Source organism: Aeribacillus sp. FSL W8-0870 (assembly GCF_037963755.1).
Taxonomy (GTDB): domain Bacteria; phylum Bacillota; class Bacilli; order Bacillales; family Aeribacillaceae; genus Aeribacillus; species Aeribacillus composti.
In genome coordinates, this window is sequence record NZ_CP150165.1 from 1,529,228 (window position 1) to 1,550,018 (window position 20,791).

The following is a 20,791-nucleotide window of genomic DNA, read 5'->3' on the forward strand; positions in this document are numbered from 1 at the left end:
GGAAGAGGAGGAATCCAACTTGGCGCAAATAGCAGAACGTCATAAAGTTTCCGCACCGCTCGTTTTTTATTTAGTGCACAGCACTCAATTCGGCATCGGTGTATTAGGTTTTCAAAAAAATGTCGTCAAGTATGCGGGACATGATTCATGGATTTCAGTTATTTTGATCGGTCTTATTGTTCATCTGTACATTTGGATGATCTATCAAATTTTGAAACGTTCAAGCGGAAGCTTAATGACACTGCAGCACGATTTGTTTGGAAAATGGGTCGGCAATGGATTGAACATTGTTTGGATCATCTATTTTTTTCTTGGAAGCTGCGCCATATTAATAGGATATATTGAAATTTTGAAGGTGTGGATGTTTGAAGATTTAAATATTTGGATTTATACCGCGATTTTTATGGGATTGCTTTATTACATTTTTAACGGTGGATTTCGGGTAGTAACCGGATTTGCTTTTTTTGGAGTGGTTCTGCCGCTTTGGATTTTTCTTACATTTTTAATTTTCCCGACTCGTTTTGCAGATCTTCAGCACCTCTTGCCAATCATGGATCATTCACCTCAGGAAATTTTCATGGGAACGATGCAGATGGTCATAACTGTTATTGGGTTTGAAACTCTTTTTTTGTATTACCCCTTTGTCAAAAATATTGACAAATCCCAAAAATGGGCTCATATTGGAAATTTATTTACAACCTGTTCATATATCATCATCATGATTGTTTCGATCGTTTATTATTCTGCGGAAGAAGAAATATTGCGCAATAAATGGGCGACGCTAGCGATGTGGAAAATTGTTGAACTTCCTTTTGTTGAAAGATTCGAATATATCGGCATTGCTTCCTGGTCTCTCGTCATCTTGCCGAATATTTGCGTCATGTTGTGGAGCGCCAAAAGAGGTATAACAGAAATTTTTGGAATAACAGAAAAGAAGGCAATCATTTCTGTTCTGGTCGTCATGTTTTTTATAGTCAATGTCATTGTTGATAAAGAAGATATTCAATTATTAAATAAGATCATCAATACGTATGCTCTTGGTATTGTATTTTGCTATATTCCGGTTTTATACCTCATTACGTTTGTACGGGATTTATGGAAAAGGAGAACATAAACATGTGGAAAATTCTCTCCTTCATTATGTTGTTCATGCTGATGCTTTATGGATGTCTGGATAAAGAAATTATTGATGATGTCAATTTAGTGATGGTTATTGGATACGATGTCGGCGAAGGCAATAAAATTAAAGGAACCATTGTTGCTCCTGAATATAAAAAGGAGCAGCCGGTCGACAGCAAGGTGATGACGGTCGAATCAGATTTAAGCAGGGATCTGATTTCCGATTTGCAAAAGGAGTCGCCAGCCCCTCTAGTTTATGGAAAATTGCAATTTGCTCTTTACAGTGAAGACGTAGCAAAACAGGGAATTGAAAAATATGTCGACTCGCTTGAACGAGATGCAAGCGTCGGTTCAAAGGTCATTTTAGCGGTCTGCAAAGGTGAAGCGAAAAATTTGCTGGAAGGAAAATATGGACAACAGGGGACTGCCACGTACTTTCGTAATTTAGTGGAGCATAATATGCACCGGGAAAATTTGCCGATTATCAATTTACACACATATTTGCGCAACTTTCGCATGAAAGGAAAAGACCCTTCTTTACCTTTATTAGAAAAGAAAAACGACCATGTCAAAATAACTGGACTTGCCTTGTTTCAAAAGGACAAAATGGTTGGCGAAATCGAAAATGATCAGCTTTTTTATTTTAAGCTTCTTTCCGATCGATATGTTAAAGGAATTCATACGATCACAATGGATGATGGAAATAAAGCATCTATAGAAAGCATCCGTTCGAAAAGAAGAGCGAACATCGATGAAAAAAATCCGTTCCATTTAACGATAGAGCTGGAAATTGAAGGGTATCTACGCGAATATTCGGAAGGGACTGTTCGTCCGGAAATCTTAAAAAAAGCTGAAAAAGCGTTTGAAAAGGAAATTGTGAAGAACAGTATGGAGATGATCGATATGTTTAAAGAGAAAAACATTGATCCGGTTGGATTAGGGGAAGAAATTTTAAGCCATTCGAGAGGTTTAAGAAATGTGAAAAATTGGAGGGATATTTATTCCAAGATGGAAGTCGATGTGCATGCGGATGTAAAAATTACTGAAACTGGTGTGGTGCAATAATTCTAAATATTTGATTGCTTAGTTTTGCCAATGAAACGAGAAACCGAAATAACAAAGGCTGACTAAAAATTTTCCTCCCTCTTCCGATCCTCTGTCATGTTTTTGAACTTGTCTCATATGCATGAAATAAGAAAAGAGGGAGGAAAAATGAAAACATTTTTTAAGGGAGCTCTGCTTTTAATCGTTGCTTCGTTTCTAGGGGAATGCTTTGATTTTATGATTAACATGGTATTGACGCGGGAACTTGGTGAAGAAGGCATCGGCCACTATATGTCGATCATGCCTATTATGTTTTTCATTATCGTGTTAGCAAGCTTTGAATTGCCGATATCTATTTCAAAATATGTGGCGGAAACTGAAAAGCCGTACCATTGGCCAATGTTGAAATATGCTTTTCGCCTAACTTTGTGGATCAGCATTTGCTTCAGCTTAATTGTTTTTTTGCTGTTTCCTGCTCTTCCGCCGCTAAAAAGCTATCATCCTTCCGTTACGGTTTTATTTGTACTGCTTGTTCCGATGATTTCTTTTTCCTCTATTGCTAGAGGCTATTTAATGGGCACGCAGCAAATGGGGAAAATTGCATTTGCAAATGGATTTCGCAAGCTTGTTCAGCTTATTCTGCTCATTTTGCTGTTCAACCTGTTTGAATTTTCTCCTGAAATGTCTGTCATTGCAGGGTTAAGCTCATTTATTGCAAGCGAAGCCGTTATTGTTCTTTATTTGCTTACCGTTTATGTCTATCAGGCGCAAGAACTAAAAAAAAGCACGCTCGCTTCATCCAAAACAGCTTTGATCCGGCGGAGTTTATTTCGTGTCTCTGTTCCGACGACAATTTTGCGCATTTTTCATTCTATGACACATGCGATTCAGCCGTTTTTAATCAAATATGCATTAATGGCAGCAGGTGTTTCGGAGGTTGGAGCGACAGAACAGTTCGGTCTGCTTTCCGGAGTTGCGATGACGATCGGCTTTTTTCCCGCGTTTATCGCTCATGCACTGTTAACGATTTTGATCCCAACTGTATCAGAAGCGTTTGCTAAAGGAAACCAGGAACTTTTAAAGAAGCTTTTGCAGCAATCGCTCGGAATGACAATGCTTTACGGAATACCTGCGATTGTGATTATGTTTGCTTTTGCTGAGCCGCTTACAAGTTTGTTTGTCAACGGAACTACTGCAACACTTTTTTTAAAGCTTTTATGGCCGTACTTTTTTACCCACTTTTTGATCATTCCGCTGCAAGCGTATTTGATCGGTCTGAACTTAATAAAGGATGCTTTGTTTCATACGGTTTGGGCGCATTTTATCTCGTTTGTCGTCATCTTTTTGCTTGGATCGCAGCCAGAATGGCAAATGTCAGGAGTTATTATCGGGCTCAATGCAGGAGGATTGCTGCAATTGTTAATGCATTATATGACAATATGCCAAAAAATCGGCATTGGCTATTGGTCGCTGAAGGAAAAACGTGTTCATTAAGATTTTCCGGGTTGTCTCTACTGTGATCTATCGCAGCAATAAAGTATGAAATAGCGAAAGTCATCATTTTTCCATCATTGAATGGAAAAAATTAGTGCTCTCATGAAGGGGGAAGCGTTTTGAAAAAAACAGCTGCCTTGCTTTTTCATTTTCTGCTTATATCATGTGTGTTTTTTGGATGTCAAGAGAGCGATTTGAAACAAGAAAATGCACCGAGCAAAACAACTATGAAAGAAATAATAACGAAAGAAGATTCGAAAGTGCCCGCTAACAATTTTGTTTTGCCAACAACTGACGGCAAGATGGTAAAACTTTCGGATTTTAAAGGGAAAAAGGTCGTGATCAATTTTTGGACGACGTGGTGCCCTCCATGTAAGGAAGAATTGCCTGAGCTTCAACGTTTTTATGAACAAGCGGATTCTGAGCACGTCGCGTTTTTAGGAATTAACATTACTTCAGAAGAAGGGGGGAAAGAAGAAGTAAAGTCTTTTTTATCAAAGAGCGGATTTGATTTTCCTGTGCTTTTTGATGAAAAAGGCGAAGTCATGAAATTATACAAGGTTATGGTCATTCCCACTACTTTTATAATCGATGAACAAGGACAGGTGTTTAAAAAAATCATTGGTCCCGTAACAACCGAACAATTAAAACGTTTAACCGATTTGTAAAGCACAGCGAAGCTTCTGTGCTTTTTCTTTTTTAAAAAATAGAATTTTAATGCTTAACATATGAATCGACCGATTTTCCAACCAACGTTTTTGATCTGTAAAAAACCGTGATTGAGAATGATAATAATTATTAATATTAATTATTAATTTAAAATTAATATAATTATTACTTGAAAAAAATAATTGTTGATATATAATATACATATAGATGTTGATATTTTAATAGTTTTTTTACTAGTCGCCAAGAATAGCATATGGAATTCAATAGAAGTGAAGCTGAATTTTATTCTCAGTTAGGAGGTTGTAAGTGAGAATGGAAGCAAAGATGTTTCATAATACGGAATTATTTCAAGGGTTGAAACAGCATGTTGAAATGATTGCGGCCATTGTGTCAGGTGTTCTCATTTTTTTCGCTTGGCTGCTTAGCATAGATGATTTCAACATCATATCAACGATTTTATTTATTTTCGCATTTGTTATTGGGGGATTTGCCAAAGCTAAAGAGGGAATTGAAGAAACGATCCGCGAAGGCAAGTTGAATGTAGAGCTGCTGATGGTTTTTGCTGCTATCGGTTCGGCAATAATCGGCCATTGGCTTGAAGGAGCGATTTTAATTTTTATTTTTGCCCTAAGCGGCGCATTAGAAACGTATACAATGAACAAAACAAACAAGGAGATCTCTTCATTGATGGAATTGCAGCCTGAAGAAGCGCTGCTTTTAGTAGATGGACGGGAAGAAAAAGTGCATGTTTCCACTTTATCGATTGGAGATTTGATCATTGTGAAGCCCGGGGACCGCATTCCGGTGGATGGCCAGCTCATAAATGGTCATACGACAGTGGATGAATCAGCTATAACGGGCGAATCCATCCCGGTTGAGAAAGAGCCTGGAAGTGAAGTGTATGCAGGGACTGTAAACGTAAATGGATCGATCACCGTTCGCGTAACGAAAAAAGCATCGGAAACGCTTTTTCAAAAAATTATTGAACTGGTGCAAAACGCCCAATCTGAAAAATCTCCGTCCCAGCAATTTATTGAAAAATTTGAAGGAACGTATGTAAAAGGTGTGCTTATTGCAGTGGCTGTTTTGATGTTTGCTCCTCCATTTTTATTAGGCTGGAGCTTTCAGGAAGCTTTTTACAGATCGATGGTGTTTATGGTAGTGGCTTCCCCGTGCGCGCTCGTCGCCTCGATCATGCCGGCGACGTTATCCGCTATTTCTAACGGGGCAAGAAACGGCATTTTGTTTAAAGGGGGCGTACATTTAGAGCGTCTTAATAAAATTCGGGCGGTCGCGTTTGATAAAACGGGAACTTTGACAAAAGGCGAGCCGATCGTCACGGACGTAATCGTACGCCCAGACATCGAAAAAACAGAGCTGTTACAAGCAGTTTATAATATTGAGCGGCAATCCTCCCATCCTCTTGCCAAAGCTATTACAGCTTATATTCAGGAAAATGTAAAAGGACTGAAAGATGAATGGGTATCAGTGGATGAACATTCAGGGTTTGGAGTTTCTGCTTCTTGGAACGGGCAGAAAATATTCGTTGGGAAAGCTGCGTTTGTCGGAAAAGAAGAGGCTGAACAATTTCAAAACTCTGTTTCCAAGAAATTATACAAACAAGGGAAAACGGTTGTTTATGTTAAAGACGAAAAAGGAATTGCCGCAAGCATCGCTTTAAAAGATGTACTTAGACCTGATATGAAAAATTTGATGGATGAATTGAAAAGCAAAGGCATCTATACGGTGATGCTGACGGGCGATACGAAAGCGTCAGCTGAAGCCATTGCTAAAGAGGCATCCGTTGATGAATTTCACGGTGAATGTCTGCCTGAAAGCAAAGTTGACCGAATAAAGCAGTTGAATAAACAATTCGGCGTAACGGCGATGATCGGCGACGGTATCAATGACGCACCAGCTTTAAAAACAGCATCTGTCGGTATAGCAATGGGGGAGGGAACGGATGTTGCTTTGGAAACAGCAGATGTTGTATTAATGAAAAACGATTTAACGAAATTGATCAAAGCGATCGAATTGTCGCAAAAAATGAACAAAATTGTGAAACAAAATATTGCCTTTTCTCTATCGGTCATCGCCCTTCTCATATGTGCTAATTTCCTTCAAGTCATTGACTTGCCGTTCGGAGTCATTGGCCACGAAGGAAGCACCATACTTGTCATTTTAAATGGATTGCGGCTATTAAGATCATAAATAAGAAGAATAACAAGGCGGATTAAGCTATATGATCCGCCTTTTATTTTCTTTTAAAAAGTCATTTGGTTCAGAGTCATCGGGTCGTTTCGTTACAATTATGTATGCAGCTACAATAAAAATGAATCCAACCACCCACCCGATTACCGAACTGTAATAATACACATCAATTAACATCATGCCGATTATGGGTGACGAAAATGCCGCCAAGCAGAGGATCGGGACGATATTTCTTTTGATAAATGTCACAAAAAATACACTCCTTAACTCCCCCGATTGCTTTACCATTATTATTATACTAGAATGGTTTTATTTATAAAATATTCCGAGAAAAATGTAAACAACATTTAAAATAACTTTGAAGGTGAAAAATCCTCCACATTTCTTATTGATATGAATGTTCTTTTCGCTTAAAATGATATTTCATTGAATGGACACAATAGAGAGGAAGAACATCATGTGGAGAAAATGGATTGTTTTATTTTTTGGTTTGCTTGCATTATTTTTCGGATGGGAGCTTTGGCAAAAAGATGATTCAGCCGTAAACAATCGGTTGGAAGCCAAAGTAATTGATGTCGTCGATGGTGATACGATGAAAGTCATCGTCAACAATAAAAAAGAAACAATCCGACTTCTTCTTGTCGATACTCCTGAATCTGTACACCCAACGAAGCCTGTGCAGCCATTTGCAATCGAAGCAAGCAATTTTGCAAAAGAAATGCTGTCAGACAAAAAAGTTGAATTAGAGCTTGGCGTTAGAGAACGTGACAAGTATGGAAGATTACTTGTTTATTTATATATAAACGGACAAATGTTTAATGAAATGCTGCTTGAAAACGGGCTAGCCCGCGTCGCATACGTTCATCAGCCAAATACAAAATATGTAGACCGTTTTTTGGATGTTCAAAAAAAAGCCCAGCACAAAGAAATCGGAATCTGGAGTATAGAAAACTATGTTACAAACGATGGATTTAATGATAAGATTGGACAAGACGACAAAAAAGAGGGCTGCGACATAAAAGGAAACATTAATTCAAAAGGTGAAAAAATATACCATATGCCTGGCAGCAGGCACTATTATATAACAAAACCAGAAATGATGTTTTGTACAGAGGAGGAAGCAAAAGAAGCCGGATTTCGAAAAGCTGAATAACGAGAAAATCATTTAAGCGGGAAAATTTTTTGATATAATACATTTTATAAAACATGAGATGGCAGCAATTATTGAACTGCATAATGAGGTGATGGAATGAAACGAATAGCTGTATTAACGTCTGGCGGAGATTCTCCGGGGATGAATGCTGGAATACGTGCAGTTGTAAGAAAAGGGATATTTCATGGGTTGGAAGTTTATGGAGTATACCATGGATATCAAGGATTAATTAACGGTGACATAAAAAAATTAGAGCTTGGCTCTGTAGGGGACATTATTCACCGCGGCGGCACGATTCTCCAATCGTCGCGCTCTGAACAATTTAAAACAGAAGAAGGACAGCTTCTTGCGATTCAACAATTAAAATCATTTGAAATTGAAGGTCTTGTTGTAATTGGCGGAGACGGATCATACCGAGGGGCTTTGAAGCTGACGGAAAAAGGCTTCCCTTGCATTGGATTGCCTGGAACGATCGATAACGATATTCCAGGAACAGATTTCACGATCGGATTTGATACAGCACTGAATACGGTTGTAAGGGCAATGGACCAAATTAGGGACACAGCGCAATCCCATGAGCGGATTTTTATAATCGAAGTGATGGGGCGGCATGCTGGTGATATAGCGCTTTGGGCAGGAGTAGCTGGAGGCGCTGAAACGATCTTAATCCCTGAAAGATCGTTTGACTTAGATGATATTGTCAAGCGGTTGGAGCATGGTGTTGAACGCGGGAAAAAACATTCCATTATTGCGTTAGCTGAAGGAGTTATGAGCGCATCAAAACTTGCCGATATTTTAAAGGAAAAATACGGCATTGAGACGCGAGTATCGGTATTAGGACATATTCAGCGCGGCGGCTCTCCAACTGGATTTGATAGAGTTCTTGCTTCCAGAATGGGAGCGAGAGCAGTTGAGCTTCTGTTAGAAGGAAAAGGCGGAAGAGCAGTCGGAATACAGAAAAACCAAATCGTTGATCATGATATTGAAGAGATATTGAAAGAAAAGAGCGAACCAATCGGAGAATTATATACGTTGTCAAAACAGCTTTCTATTTAAAAAGAGCGGACACCGCTCTTTTATTTTTTCATCCGTTCCGTTTTGTGATACACAATAGTTTTGCATTTACGAAGTCTCCTTTTTTAATGGGGTTTGACCACTTTCATAATAAAAGAGAGCACTTCGTAAATGCTTTTTTAATTTTGATGAAATTCATTACTCTAAAATTTAGTTTTATCCAAATAAAATATTGACGAAACCAAAGAGATTCCGTTTATTGGAAATGGTCAAAACGGCATCAACAGCCGTTGTCTGCAACGACAGGGCTCCGTTTTCATTTCTTTTTTCACCTTTTTACATATTTGCTGCCCCTTTTTTTTCATTTCTTTATATAAAGAAGGTGAAAGGAGGTGCGAGCAAATGGCTGAGGTTCAACCGGTCAAATCACAATTGCGTCTTGTTTTTGAAGAAGGTTTTGATCATTCCGGCAAGCCGCTGTATCGCTATAAAAATTACAGCAATATTAAAACGTCAGCTAGTGCAGATGATTTGCTTAGAGCAGCCCAAGCAATTGCCAGTCTTCAAAAAATGCCGCTTGCCAAAGTGGAACGAAACGATACGCATCAAATTAATGCATAAGTAATCTGGGGGTGAAAAAATGTCTAAATCGCTCGATCTTCTTTTTGCCAATACGGAAGGAAAGACAGTCAGAATCAATGTTGATGAACCTAAGGATTCATTAACAGCAGAGCAAATTGGTCAAGCTATGGAAACAATCATTCAATCAAATGTTTTTACTTCTTCTGGGGGTTCGCTCGTTTCAAAAAAAGGAGCCAGAATTATTGAGCAAACGGTGACAGAATATACGATGAGCTGACGGAAGCGGCCTGTTTCCGGTTCGGGAACAGGCCGGATTTCAGATGCCATAAAGGGAGGGATTGGTTTGCACGATTGGCTGTCGTTTATCAGCGATGTCGGTTTTCCTATTGTTGTGACGCTCTATTTGCTTCACCGGATTGAAGGCAAGCTTGATGACCTAAACCATTCGATTCAAATGATCCCGGTTTATTTGACACAAAAAGAAAATTAATCTCTCTCGATTGATAGCAATCAAACTGTAAAAAGTTTGGTTGCTATATTTTTTTAATGTAATGTAAAAAAATGAAATAATTTCCTGAATCCGTGACAAAACATCTTTACAATGGTCGCAAACCGTTGATACGATAAGGGAAAACGACGTTGACGATTCTTCATCAAGTAGGTGATGTGATGAAAGATTTCCCGATTCGGTTTGTATTGACAGATGAAGCGATTACCCCAAGTGCTGGGCTTGCTCTCGTTGGCTACTTACTCCATCGAACGAAACTGGATAAACGGGTAAACGCACTTCGGCTTCCAACGGTTCGTCGAGAAGTGCACATTTCCCATAGCGATGTCATTCGCTCGATGATTGGCTTGCTTGCCACAGGAAAAACGGATTTCGATCATATCGAAGCGTATCGTCAGGACGATATCTTTTCGGCATCGATGGGGATTCAGCACGTGCCTTCCTCTCCAACCTTGCGACAACGACTCGATCAGCTCGCTTGTCTTCCGATGACCGAAACGATTCTTTGGGAGGAGTCCATACGTCTGTTGATTCAACGACATGCCACTTTGTCCCCTTGTTGGACCAAAGGAAAGACGACATGGCTTCCCCTTGATATAGATGGTTCCCCATTTGACAACTCCGATACGAAAAAAGAAGGAGTCAGTCGAACGTATAAAGGATTTGACGGTTTTACACCGTTGTTTGCGTATGCAGGGAAGGAAGGGTATCTCGTTCATGCCGAGTTGCGTCCAGGGAAACAACATGTGCAAGACAACATGCCCTCGTTTTTAGTCACCGCTATCCGTCGAGCTCGTCAACTGACTTCATCTCGTCTGCTTGTTCGCATGGATGCAGGAAACGATGCAGAAGCGAATGTGCACGTATGCCTAAAGGAAGACGTGGACTTTGTCATCAAGCGAAACTTACGCCGAGAATCGAAAGCGCTTTGGTTCCAGATCGCTTCGCAAAAGGGCAAACGTGTCGATGATGGACAAAGCGAAGGAGTACAAACCTATGAGCTATGCCTTCCACAGAAGGCAGCGATCGATGGAAACACGTATACGTACGTTCAAGTCACCCAAGTGACGGAACGGACGATGGAACGCAATGGACAGCTGATGCTCGTTCCTGATTATGAAGTGGAAAGCTATTGGGTGCGGCTCAAAGGATACGAGCATGTTCGAATGAGCGATGTGCTCGCGTTGTATCATGACCATGCGACATGCGAACAGTTTCATAGCGAACTGAAGAGCGACTTAGATTTAGAGCGGCTTCCATCTGGGAAGATGAAAACGAATGCGCTCGTGTTGGTCATGGGAGCCTTCGTTTACAATCTTCTTCGTCTGATTGGACAAGATCTATTAAGCGATCCGAGACATCCGTTGCACCACAAAGTGAAACGCCGCCGCATCAAGACGATTATTCAGACGGTGATCACGATGGCAGGGCGACTCGTCCGTCGATCACGACAGATCTGGATGAAACTGACGCGAAGGAGTGGCTATAGCGAGCCCCTACTGAACGTCTATCAGAAATGGAGAGAGGCAAGATAACGAACGAATGTTCGGGCACTGATGTCCAACGTCACTCCCTGTGCTTTTTTGTCTATTTTTTTGGTTCGTATACCTAAAAAAGAGATTTGTTCCATTTTCGGAAATAGAGATGACATAGGTCATAAGCATAAAAGGGGTTTTATGGATTATCAATCCATCAAAATTACAACAAAATCAAAGTCGATTTCAATTCATCACGGATTCAGGTAATTTTATATTTTTCCTTATTTTACTAATCTCCATATTGGAATGATCGCTTTGATTTCAGAAAAACCTTTTGATATTAAACCTTTTGTAACAAGGAAATAATCTGTATGTATAGACCTTTACATGTTTTTTTGATAGTATAAATGGCAGACTAAACGAATGGAGTTAGTGGAAGGTGGAAGTTTATCAAAATTTAAAAAAGGGTGAACGGGGAGCATGGATTAGCATTGCAGCCTATATTTTGTTGACCGTTGTAAAGATAGCGGTCGGATATTTTTTTCATTCGGAAGCTTTAATGGCTGACGGACTGAACAACGGGACTGATGTAATTGCTTCGATCGCGGTTTTAGTCGGATTAAAAATATCGCAGCGTCCTCCTGACCAAGATCATCACTATGGACATTTTCGGGCAGAAACCATTGCGTCTTTAATTGCATCATTGATTATGGTCATGGTTGGTTTTGAAGTTCTTACTGAAGGAGCAAAATCAATCATAAACCCGAAAACAGAATCACCTGATTTGATCGCGGCATGGACGGCTATCGGCTCAGCAATCGTCATGTTTTCCGTTTATTTATTTAATGTAAGACTTGCGAAAAAAATAAAAAGTCAAGCGCTCATGGCAGCAGCTATGGACAATCGATCCGATGCATATGTCAGTGTCGGAACATTCCTAGGGATTTTGGCGGCGCAATTTCATATCGCATGGATGGACACAGTTGTTGCGATGATCATCGGAGTGCTTATTTGCAAAACTGCTTGGGATATCTTCAAAGAAGCGGTTCATTCCTTAACGGACGGATTTTCAGAGAAGGAGTTAGACAAATATAAAGAAACAATTAACAATATACCCGGGGTTCAATCGCTTGAAGATATTAAAGCCAGATATGTCGGAAGCACCGTATATGTTGATGTTGTCATTAAAGTTCATTCTAATTTAAATGTCGTTGAAAGCCATGCGATTTGTGATGAAGTGGAAAGAAGGCTGACGGAAGAATTTAATATTACGAACGTACATGTACATATAGAACCTTTAAAAGGCGACAGTTGAAAAAACGGACTCTTCATTTTTGGAAAGGAAAGTATGAACTGCCGAGAAAGATGAAAAAACTAAATTTTCTATTTCCATTTTAGATGCCTCACCACCAGTCTTAGGTGTTCGATTGTAAATTTTTTCTTGCTTTTGCTGAGTGCAAAATGCATTGACCTCCCCGTTCTTTTTTTGTACGATTATATAGATTTCTGGTAAAGGAGCGTCTTTTTAAACATGGGGTCCTTTAAAGTAAAAAAGGTGTTGAATAATAATGTATTAATAGCTGGCCACGACACCTTTCAGGAAGTCGTCTTGATTGGAAAAGGAATCGGTTTCGGAAAAAAAAGGGGGGAGCTGATTTCCAACGAAACAGTTGAAAAGATATTTGTGCTGAAAAACGAACAAGAACAGGAACAATATAAAAAACTTCTTCCTTATACAAACGAGAAGATGATAGAAGTTGTTTCAGACTGTATTGCCCACATTTCAAAGAAAGTCGGACTTCCTCTGAATGAACATATTCATATAGCTTTAACAGACCATATTACGTTCGCAATTAAGAGGATCGAGCAGGGGATGGACATCAAAAACCCTTTTTTATCAGAGACTGAAGTGCTTTATCCGAAAGAATATAATATTGCTAGTGAAGTGGTGTCCATTATTGAAGATAAGCTGAAAATCAAGCTGCCCAAAGGTGAGATCGGTTTCATCGCTCTCCACATTCACAGCGCCATAACGCATAAATCAATTTCTGAAGTGAACCGCCATTCTCAGCTTATTGCTCAGTTAATCGAAGTTGCAGAAGATTCCTTAAACATCCAGCTTGATAAAGAAAGCTTTAATTATTTGCGGCTTGTAAGGCATCTTCAGGCAACAATTGAAAGGGTTCTCAAAGAGGAAAAAACGGAAGAACCAGAAGAATTAGCTTTATTGTTGAAAAAAAAATATCCTCTATGCTATAATGTTGCATGGAAAATGATTAAAATGATGCAGCAAGTATTGAAAAAACAAATTGATGAAGCAGAAGCTGTTTATTTAACGATGCATTTATATCGAATAGCAAAAAAAGAATAAATTTTGCGCACGTATTACTGATTCGATCAGGCATGAGTGAGCAAGGTGTACTGTATAGGGATTTGTTTTCGTACAGTTGACGCCTTGTTTCACCATGCCTTTTTTGTTTTTTCTAAACATCGATTATTCTTGCTGCATTTGTCAAATGATAATTATAAGGAGGTCATGTTATGTTTAAATCAATTTTCGGTGTTTTACAAAAAATAGGACGCGCGCTTATGCTGCCGGTAGCGCTTCTTCCTGCAGCAGGTATTTTGCTTGCATTTGGTAATGCTATGCAAAATCCGGATTTAACAGATAGAATTCCTGCTTTAACGAACGACTGGATCGTGCTTATCGCAAGCGTCATGGAGCAAGCTGGGCAAATTGTATTCACCAACCTGCCGTTGTTATTTGCAGTCGGCGTTGCGATCGGTCTTGCAAACGGCGATGGAGTTGCAGGGATTGCAGCAGTCATCGGCTACTTAATTATGAATGTTACAATGAACGGTATTTTAACAGGTTTGGGTCAAATGCCTAAAGATATTAGTTCTGATCCAGCGTTTGCAAACGTTCTCGGAATTGAGACTTTGCAAACAGGTGTGTTTGGCGGGATCATAGTAGGTATCATAGCTGCTTATATGTACAACAAATATTATAAAATTGAGCTTCCGCAATATTTAGGATTTTTTGCCGGAAAGCGGTTTGTTCCAATTGTGACAGCTGCGTCCGCTGTTCTATTAGGGATTGCGATGTACTTTATTTGGCCGCCGATCCAAGGGGCATTAAACCAGTTTTCTCAAGGAATACTTGAGACGAACAAAACGCTCGCCGCTTTTATTTTCGGTGTGATTGAACGTTCATTGATTCCGTTTGGATTACATCATATTTTCTATGCTCCTTTTTGGTATGAATTTGGTTCTTATGTAAACGAAGCAGGGCACGTTGTTCGCGGCGATCAGGCCATTTTCTTTGCCCAAATCAAGGACGGTGTGGAATTGACAGCTGGAACGTTTATGACAGGTAAATTTCCGTTTATGATGTTCGGTCTCCCTGCCGCAGCACTCGCTATTTATCACGAAGCCAAACCCGAGAATAAAAAAGTGGTCGCAGGGATTATGGGTTCTGCCGCGTTGACATCGTTTTTAACAGGAATTACAGAACCGATTGAATTCAGCTTTTTGTTTGTAGCACCGCTTTTGTTTGCGATTCATGCGATATTTGCAGGACTATCCTTTATGGTCATGCATATTTTACATGTTAAAATTGGAATGACTTTTTCAGGCGGAGTGATCGACTTTATATTATTTGGCGTCCTTCCGAATCGAACAGCTTGGTGGCTCGTTATCCCAGTTGGGCTTGTATTTGCGGTCATTTACTATTTCGGTTTCCGATTTGCCATCCGAAAATTCAACCTGAAAACTCCTGGACGGGAAGATGCAAGTGTTGAAACGTCTGATGATGAGCAGGAGAGCGAAAAAGCCGGAGATCTTCCATATAACATTTTAGAGGCGCTTGGCGGAAATGAAAATATTCAGCACCTTGATGCATGTATCACAAGGCTGCGCGTATCTGTTCATGATCAAAAGAAAGTTGATAAAGAACGCTTGAAAAAGCTCGGCGCTTCAGGTGTTTTAGAAGTGGGCAACAACATCCAGGCAATTTTTGGCCCTAAATCGGACAATTTAAAAACTCAAATACAAGACATCATGAATGGAAGAACTCCAAGAGCAGAAAAAGTTCATTCTCCAGAGCAGGAAGTTAAAGAACAAGTGGAAAATGTTATGCCGGAAGAATTACAAAGCGAAAGCTTAACATTTTCATCGCCTATGACAGGTACTCTTCATCCGATTACAGAAGTACCGGATCAAGTATTCTCTGGAAAAATGATGGGAGATGGGATTGCTATTGTACCTGAAGAAGGTATCGTCGTCTCTCCTGTTAACGGTAAAGTGTTAAATGTATTTCCAACGAAACATGCTATTAGCTTGCAGTCTGATTCTGGCCATGAAATATTGATCCATTTTGGTATTGATACAGTAAAATTGAAAGGAAAAGGATTTGACATTTTCGTTTCAGAAGGCGATACTGTAAAATTGGGTGACAAACTTCTTGAAGTGGATCTTGAATATGTTAAAAATCATTCTCCTTCTATTATGACGCCGATTGTCTTCACTAATTTAAAAGAAGGTGAAGCAATTGAATTGAAAAAAGTAGGCAAAGTAAACAAGGGCGAAGAAAACATTATTGCCATTCGGTAGCAGTTAGTAAACCGGCCTTGTTTAAATCGGACAAGGCTGGTTTCACAAATAATTGATTATCAGCTTGCACAACTCGACATGCACTGATAAAATTTTTAAAGAAAATAGCAGAAAGGATTTGATGCAAATGGCTGAAAAAACATTCAACATTACCGCTGACACAGGAATTCACGCAAGACCTGCGACTATATTAGTGCAAACGGCAAGCAAATTTGAAGCCGACATTAATTTGGAATACAATGGAAAAACAGTAAACTTAAAATCTATTATGGGAGTTATGTCATTAGGTATTCCAAAAGGAGCAACCATTAAAGTTACAGCATCAGGTGCTGATGAAAATGATGCACTTCAAGCGATTGAAGAGACAATCAAAAAAGAAGGGTTAGGCGAATAATGATACAGCTATCTGGGATTGCAGCATCAAACGGTATCGCTATTGCGAAGGCATACCGTCTAGAAGAGCCGGATTTAACCGTATCAAAAAAAGAAATACAAAATATTCGAGCAGAAATTGAGCGTTTTGAACAATCTGTCGAAAGCGCCAAAGCAGAGCTCGAGGTAATTAAAAACAGCACAGAAGAAAGGCTTGGTGCGGATAAAGCAGCGATTTTTGAAGCGCATTTGCTCGTTTTGAACGATCCTGAGCTGTTAAATCCAGTCAAAGAGAAAATCGAAAACGAAGCTGTAAACGCTGAATTTGCGATGAGGGAAACAGCTGATCAATTTATTGCGATGTTCGAAGCGATGGAAAATGAGTATATGCGCGAGCGAGCAGCGGATATTCGGGATGTCACGAAAAGGGTTATAGCCCATTTATTAGGCGTTCAAATCCCAAATCCAAGTTTAATTAATGAAGAAGTCATTATTGTTGCAGAAGATTTAACACCCTCTGATACTGCGCAATTAAACAAAAATTTTGTTAAAGCATTTACAACTGATATTGGAGGAAGAACATCCCATTCTGCGATCATGGCTCGTTCTATGGAAATCCCTGCTGTTGTCGGAACAAAGGAAGCTACCGCCAAAATTGAAAACGGTGCTTTAGTCATTGTTGATGGGATTGAAGGACAAGTAATCATAAATCCAAGTGAAGATTGTATTGCCGAATATGAAAAGAAAAGAGAAAAATATGAAGAACAAAAAGCGGAATGGGCTAAATTAAAAGACGAGCCGACGTTGTCGAAGGATGGACATCGTGTCGAGCTTGCCGCTAATATTGGCACGCCTAATGACGTACAAGGTGTTCTTGACAACGGCGGTGAAGGAATAGGTCTCTACCGTACGGAATTTTTATACATGGGACGAGACCAAATGCCTACAGAAGAAGAACAATTTGAAGCATATAAAACAGTTCTTGAGAGAATGGAAGGAAAACCTGTTGTTGTCCGTACATTGGATATCGGCGGGGACAAAGAGCTTCCTTACTTGAATCTTCCAAAGGAGCTGAATCCTTTTCTTGGATTCCGCGCCATCCGCCTTTGTTTAGAAAAGCAAGATATTTTTCGGACACAGCTTAAAGCGCTGCTTCGCGCAAGCAAATATGGAAACTTAAAAATCATGTTTCCAATGATTGCGACAATCGATGAATTCCATCAAGCGAAAGCTATTCTGCTCGAAGAAAAAGAAAAACTTGTTCAAGCAGGTATTGAAGTAGCTGATGATATCGAAGTTGGAATAATGGTTGAAATTCCATCAACTGCTGTTATGGCGGATCAATTTGCCAAAGTGGTTGATTTCTTCAGCATTGGAACAAATGATTTAATTCAATATACAATGGCAGCAGACCGGATGAATGAACGGGTTTCATATTTGTATCAACCGTATAATCCGGCCATCCTTCGATTAATTTCCATTGTGATCGATGCAGCTCATAAAGAAGGAAAATGGGTTGGAATGTGCGGAGAAATGGCAGGAGACCCGATTGCTATACCGCTTCTGCTTGGACTTGGATTAGATGAATTTTCCATGAGCGCAACATCTATTTTGCCTGCGCGTTCACAAATTAAAAAGCTTTCAAAACAGGAAGCAGAAAGCTTTAAAGAAAAAGTTCTTTCTATGCAAACAACGGAAGAAGTCGTTTCTTTTGTTAAAAAAACGTTCCAAATATAAAAGGTACGGAGCCGATCAGTTTAATCTGAATCGGCTCCTTTTTTTGATGCAAGAGCCGATTTATTTACGGAAGGTGAATATAAAAGAATTTCGGCTCTAAGTAAAATGGAGTATGAAAAACGCAGAGCATCAGCATTTTTTGATTTTTACATCCGCTTTATTATCCCGATAAAGTCCATCAAAATATAAAAATGATTTGCAGCGAGCGTATAGCTAATTTGATGCAAACGATAGAAAGCAAAACACAGCAGCTGCAGTTCATAAAAAGCTTTTTGCAGTTTGAGCAACTAAAACGACGGGGTATCACGATATAAATTAGGATAAGTTTGCAAATGCAAAAATTTGAAGCCCTCGATATCCGAATCTCTTCTTGTTACTTTCCTCCAATTTGCTAAAACTTTTTTTCTTTTTCACAGCCGGCACCGCTACGGCTGTATCTTTTTTTAGAAGAAACACATGCAGCCTATGCTTTTTTTTATGCAAGATCGCTCCCAAAAACAAAGCCAATTGGAAATATGAAAAAGATAATTAGTTTCATTTTGTAAAAAGATAAATCAGATTGCCGATATATACATTAGAAAACGTATAAGTTTTCTTAATTATTTTTATTAAATAAAGATTTATGTAGGAGATGGAACAAATGTTTAAAAAGCTTCAGTGGAAATTGACAGCGCTCATCACCATATTGTTAATTTTTTCACTTTTGGTTGTTTTTTTCACGTCTGATTATTTTGTTCAAAAGAACATTAAATCAGATGCGTTTCATACGGGGCAATCGATTGTTAAGCAAGCGAAAAAGAACCTGCTTTTACAGATGCAGGAATATGAAAGAATTTTGCTGCTTTTCAGCAATGAACCGGAAATCGCACAGCTGCTTGAAAAAAATGACGATCAATCTTTACAGTCCGTAAAGGAAACGTTTCAATCGTTTTTAAGCGCTAATCAATTGGTCCGGTCTGTCTATGTAGCCAACACTAAGACTCTTGTTGCTGCAGAACCTGAGTTAAACTTAAAGGAAGATTTGATAATCAATTCACGACCTTGGTATAAAAGCGCTGTAACAAGTCCAAACTTTGTTTCGTGGTCAGAGCCTTATCGTGATGGGGAAAAAGGAGAATATGTTGTTACCGCCTCAAAGGCCATTACAAAGGATGGGGTGTTGCTTGGCGTTATTGGAATTGATATTAATTTAACAACGTTTAATGAATTTGTTAAGCAAGTGGAAGCTGGCTTTGGAGGGTATACATTCCTGCTTGATAGAAATGGAGTTGCCATCGCTCATCCGAAAATGACCGGAAAAAATTTATATAAAAACAACGGTCTTATGGCAGCGATTAAAAACCAAAAACGTGGTATAGCTTCTATAAAAGAAAATGGAAAAGATTCAACCATTATTTTTGAAACGATCACGGAACTAAATTGGAAAATCGGTGTAGTCTATTCGGATGCAAATCTGGAGCAAACAGCCCGCACAATCCGGAGCATTAACGTTTCCATTATTATTGCTGCATTGATTGTGGCATTTTTCATCACTAGTTTTGTTTCGAGAAGCATTTCAAAGCCGATTTTGCTTTTGGCTAAAAACGCCGACAAAATGGCTGAAGGGGATTTATCCGGAACATTAACAGTGAAAAATAAAGATGAAATCGGGAAATTGGCTAATAGCTTTACGAAGATGACCGATAACATCCGACAAATTCTCCTCGATCTGGACGGATCCGTGAAGGAGCTGCAGCAATCTGCTCAAACATTAAACGTGGTTTCGGAAGAAGCTACTGCGTCAAGTGAGGAAATTTCCGTTGCAATTGAGGAAATTGCAAAAGGCTCAGGTGAGCAGGCAAACAGTACGGAAATTATAAACGGACAAATCAAACAATTAGAAGATTGTATTCAACAAGTAAACAATGATGTAAAAAATGTCGAAAATTTATCTTACGAATCACAAAATGCCAGCTATAATGGTTTAGAAAAGCTAAATGAGCTTCAAATAAAATCAAATGAGGCTGACAAAGAATCTGAGATGGTCCAATCCGTACTACAAAATCTTGTAGATCGAGTTGAAAAAATTTCTGATATCGTGTCGACCATTTCCAAAATTTCAGATCAGACGAACTTGCTCGCTTTAAATGCAAGTATTGAAGCAGCAAGAGCAGGTGAATCAGGTAAAGGATTTGCCGTTGTCGCTGAGGAAGTAAGAAACCTTGCTGAACAATCGGCAAAAGCGACAGAAAACATTAAAAATATGATTGAAGGAATCCAAATTGAAACGAAAAATGCCTACGATGCAATGAGTCGTTCGAAGAAAATTCATGAAGAACAAAACAAAGCTGTTCAAGTGACGGGCAATGCGTTTCATGAAATTGCAATTAAAATGGAAGATTTGCTTAATGCCATTAAATCAACATTAAATGCGATCGATCGGATGAATGAGCAAAAAGAAACAGTCGTCGAATCGATTGAAAATATTTCTGCAGTAACCCAGCAGCTAGCTGCCTCTGCGGAAGAAGTCAGTGCAACAACGAACGAGCAAGTCAAAGCATTCTCAATGGTTGCGGAAAAAGCGGAATCGTTAAGCGAAGAAAGCAACCGCTTAAAAGGCTTAGTAGAACGCTTTAAGTTATAAAAAATATGCAGGGGGTGTCTAATAAGTCGTTTTTACGGCTTATTGACGCCCCCATTAATGTTTTAGAAACGTTGATATATCGGTGTTTATGATTTTTTGTTTTCAATAGGGATTTGACTTTCTGGACAGCTCCTTCTTCATTTTTGATTTGAATGCAATTCACCTAGATGAGCAGG

18 protein-coding genes are annotated in these 20,791 nt (G+C 39.2%); 17 read left to right on the forward strand and 1 reads right to left on the reverse strand.

Annotated elements, in window-relative coordinates:
• Positions 1 to 19 precede the first annotated feature (19 nt).
• The 5 genes from NSU02_RS07395 (at position 20) to NSU02_RS07415 (ending at position 6,537) form a co-directional block, all read left to right on the forward strand.
• Complete coding sequence (locus tag NSU02_RS07395; protein WP_158640195.1) at positions 20 to 1,114, forward strand: GerAB/ArcD/ProY family transporter; 1,095 nt, start codon at positions 20 to 22, stop codon at positions 1,112 to 1,114.
• Between the two features lie 2 nt (positions 1,115 to 1,116).
• Positions 1,117 to 2,184: a Ger(x)C family spore germination protein gene (locus NSU02_RS07400; protein ID WP_339195039.1), complete on the forward strand. Its 1,068-nt coding sequence runs from the start codon at positions 1,117 to 1,119 to the stop codon at positions 2,182 to 2,184.
• A gap of 147 nt (positions 2,185 to 2,331) precedes the next feature.
• Entirely contained in the window at positions 2,332 to 3,657 is a 1,326-nt protein-coding gene (locus NSU02_RS07405; RefSeq protein WP_066247952.1) for an oligosaccharide flippase family protein, read from the forward strand.
• Positions 3,658 to 3,776: 119 nt separating this feature from the next.
• Positions 3,777 to 4,325, forward strand: a complete 549-nt coding sequence (locus NSU02_RS07410; RefSeq protein ID WP_339195041.1) for a TlpA disulfide reductase family protein — start codon at positions 3,777 to 3,779, stop codon at positions 4,323 to 4,325.
• A 313-nt stretch (positions 4,326 to 4,638) separates the two neighbouring features.
• Positions 4,639 to 6,537, forward strand: coding sequence for a heavy metal translocating P-type ATPase (locus tag NSU02_RS07415; RefSeq protein WP_063389348.1), 1,899 nt, complete (start codon positions 4,639 to 4,641; stop codon positions 6,535 to 6,537).
• 27 nt (positions 6,538 to 6,564) lie between these two features.
• Here NSU02_RS07415 and NSU02_RS07420 read toward each other — a convergent pair whose 3' ends face one another.
• Positions 6,565 to 6,786 (reverse strand): hypothetical protein, encoded by a 222-nt coding sequence (locus NSU02_RS07420; RefSeq protein ID WP_082829436.1) that lies wholly within the window; start codon positions 6,784 to 6,786, stop codon positions 6,565 to 6,567.
• Positions 6,787 to 6,994: 208 nt separating this feature from the next.
• Between NSU02_RS07420 and NSU02_RS07425 the strand changes: the two genes are divergently transcribed.
• The 12 genes from NSU02_RS07425 to NSU02_RS07480 all read left to right on the forward strand — a co-directional run bounded on the left by NSU02_RS07425 (position 6,995) and on the right by NSU02_RS07480 (position 20,615).
• Positions 6,995 to 7,690 (forward strand): thermonuclease family protein, encoded by a 696-nt coding sequence (locus NSU02_RS07425; RefSeq protein WP_063389346.1) that lies wholly within the window; start codon positions 6,995 to 6,997, stop codon positions 7,688 to 7,690.
• Between the two features lie 96 nt (positions 7,691 to 7,786).
• Positions 7,787 to 8,746, forward strand: coding sequence for a 6-phosphofructokinase (gene pfkA, locus NSU02_RS07430; protein ID WP_066247956.1), 960 nt, complete (start codon positions 7,787 to 7,789; stop codon positions 8,744 to 8,746).
• Positions 8,747 to 9,106: 360 nt separating this feature from the next.
• Positions 9,107 to 9,325, forward strand: coding sequence for a DUF1659 domain-containing protein (locus NSU02_RS07435; protein ID WP_063389344.1), 219 nt, complete (start codon positions 9,107 to 9,109; stop codon positions 9,323 to 9,325).
• Positions 9,326 to 9,344: 19 nt separating this feature from the next.
• Complete coding sequence (locus tag NSU02_RS07440; RefSeq protein WP_063389343.1) at positions 9,345 to 9,563, forward strand: DUF2922 domain-containing protein; 219 nt, start codon at positions 9,345 to 9,347, stop codon at positions 9,561 to 9,563.
• Positions 9,564 to 9,629: 66 nt separating this feature from the next.
• On the forward strand, positions 9,630 to 9,776 hold the full coding sequence (locus NSU02_RS07445) for a YvrJ family protein (protein ID WP_063389342.1): 147 nt from the start codon (positions 9,630 to 9,632) through the stop codon (positions 9,774 to 9,776).
• Positions 9,777 to 9,955: 179 nt separating this feature from the next.
• Positions 9,956 to 11,329, forward strand: a complete 1,374-nt coding sequence (locus NSU02_RS07450) for an IS1380-like element ISGsp2 family transposase (protein WP_044899598.1) — start codon at positions 9,956 to 9,958, stop codon at positions 11,327 to 11,329.
• 382 nt (positions 11,330 to 11,711) lie between these two features.
• Positions 11,712 to 12,587 carry a cation diffusion facilitator family transporter gene (locus NSU02_RS07455; RefSeq protein WP_063389341.1) on the forward strand — a complete coding sequence of 292 codons (876 nt, stop codon included), beginning with the start codon at positions 11,712 to 11,714 and terminating at the stop codon, positions 12,585 to 12,587.
• A 216-nt stretch (positions 12,588 to 12,803) separates the two neighbouring features.
• Entirely contained in the window at positions 12,804 to 13,643 is an 840-nt protein-coding gene (locus NSU02_RS07460) for a PRD domain-containing protein (protein ID WP_063389340.1), read from the forward strand.
• 170 nt (positions 13,644 to 13,813) lie between these two features.
• Entirely contained in the window at positions 13,814 to 15,883 is a 2,070-nt protein-coding gene (ptsG, locus tag NSU02_RS07465) for a glucose-specific PTS transporter subunit IIBC (protein ID WP_066247960.1), read from the forward strand.
• Positions 15,884 to 16,010: 127 nt separating this feature from the next.
• A complete protein-coding gene (locus NSU02_RS07470; protein WP_063389338.1) occupies positions 16,011 to 16,277 on the forward strand; it encodes a phosphocarrier protein HPr in 267 nt (88 codons plus the stop codon).
• Positions 16,277 to 17,992, forward strand: coding sequence for a phosphoenolpyruvate--protein phosphotransferase (ptsP, locus tag NSU02_RS07475; protein ID WP_066247962.1), 1,716 nt, complete (start codon positions 16,277 to 16,279; stop codon positions 17,990 to 17,992). The genes NSU02_RS07470 and ptsP overlap by 1 nt, the downstream gene beginning before the upstream one ends.
• Positions 17,993 to 18,632: 640 nt before the next feature.
• Entirely contained in the window at positions 18,633 to 20,615 is a 1,983-nt protein-coding gene (locus NSU02_RS07480; protein WP_066247963.1) for a methyl-accepting chemotaxis protein, read from the forward strand.
• Positions 20,616 to 20,791 lie beyond the last annotated feature (176 nt).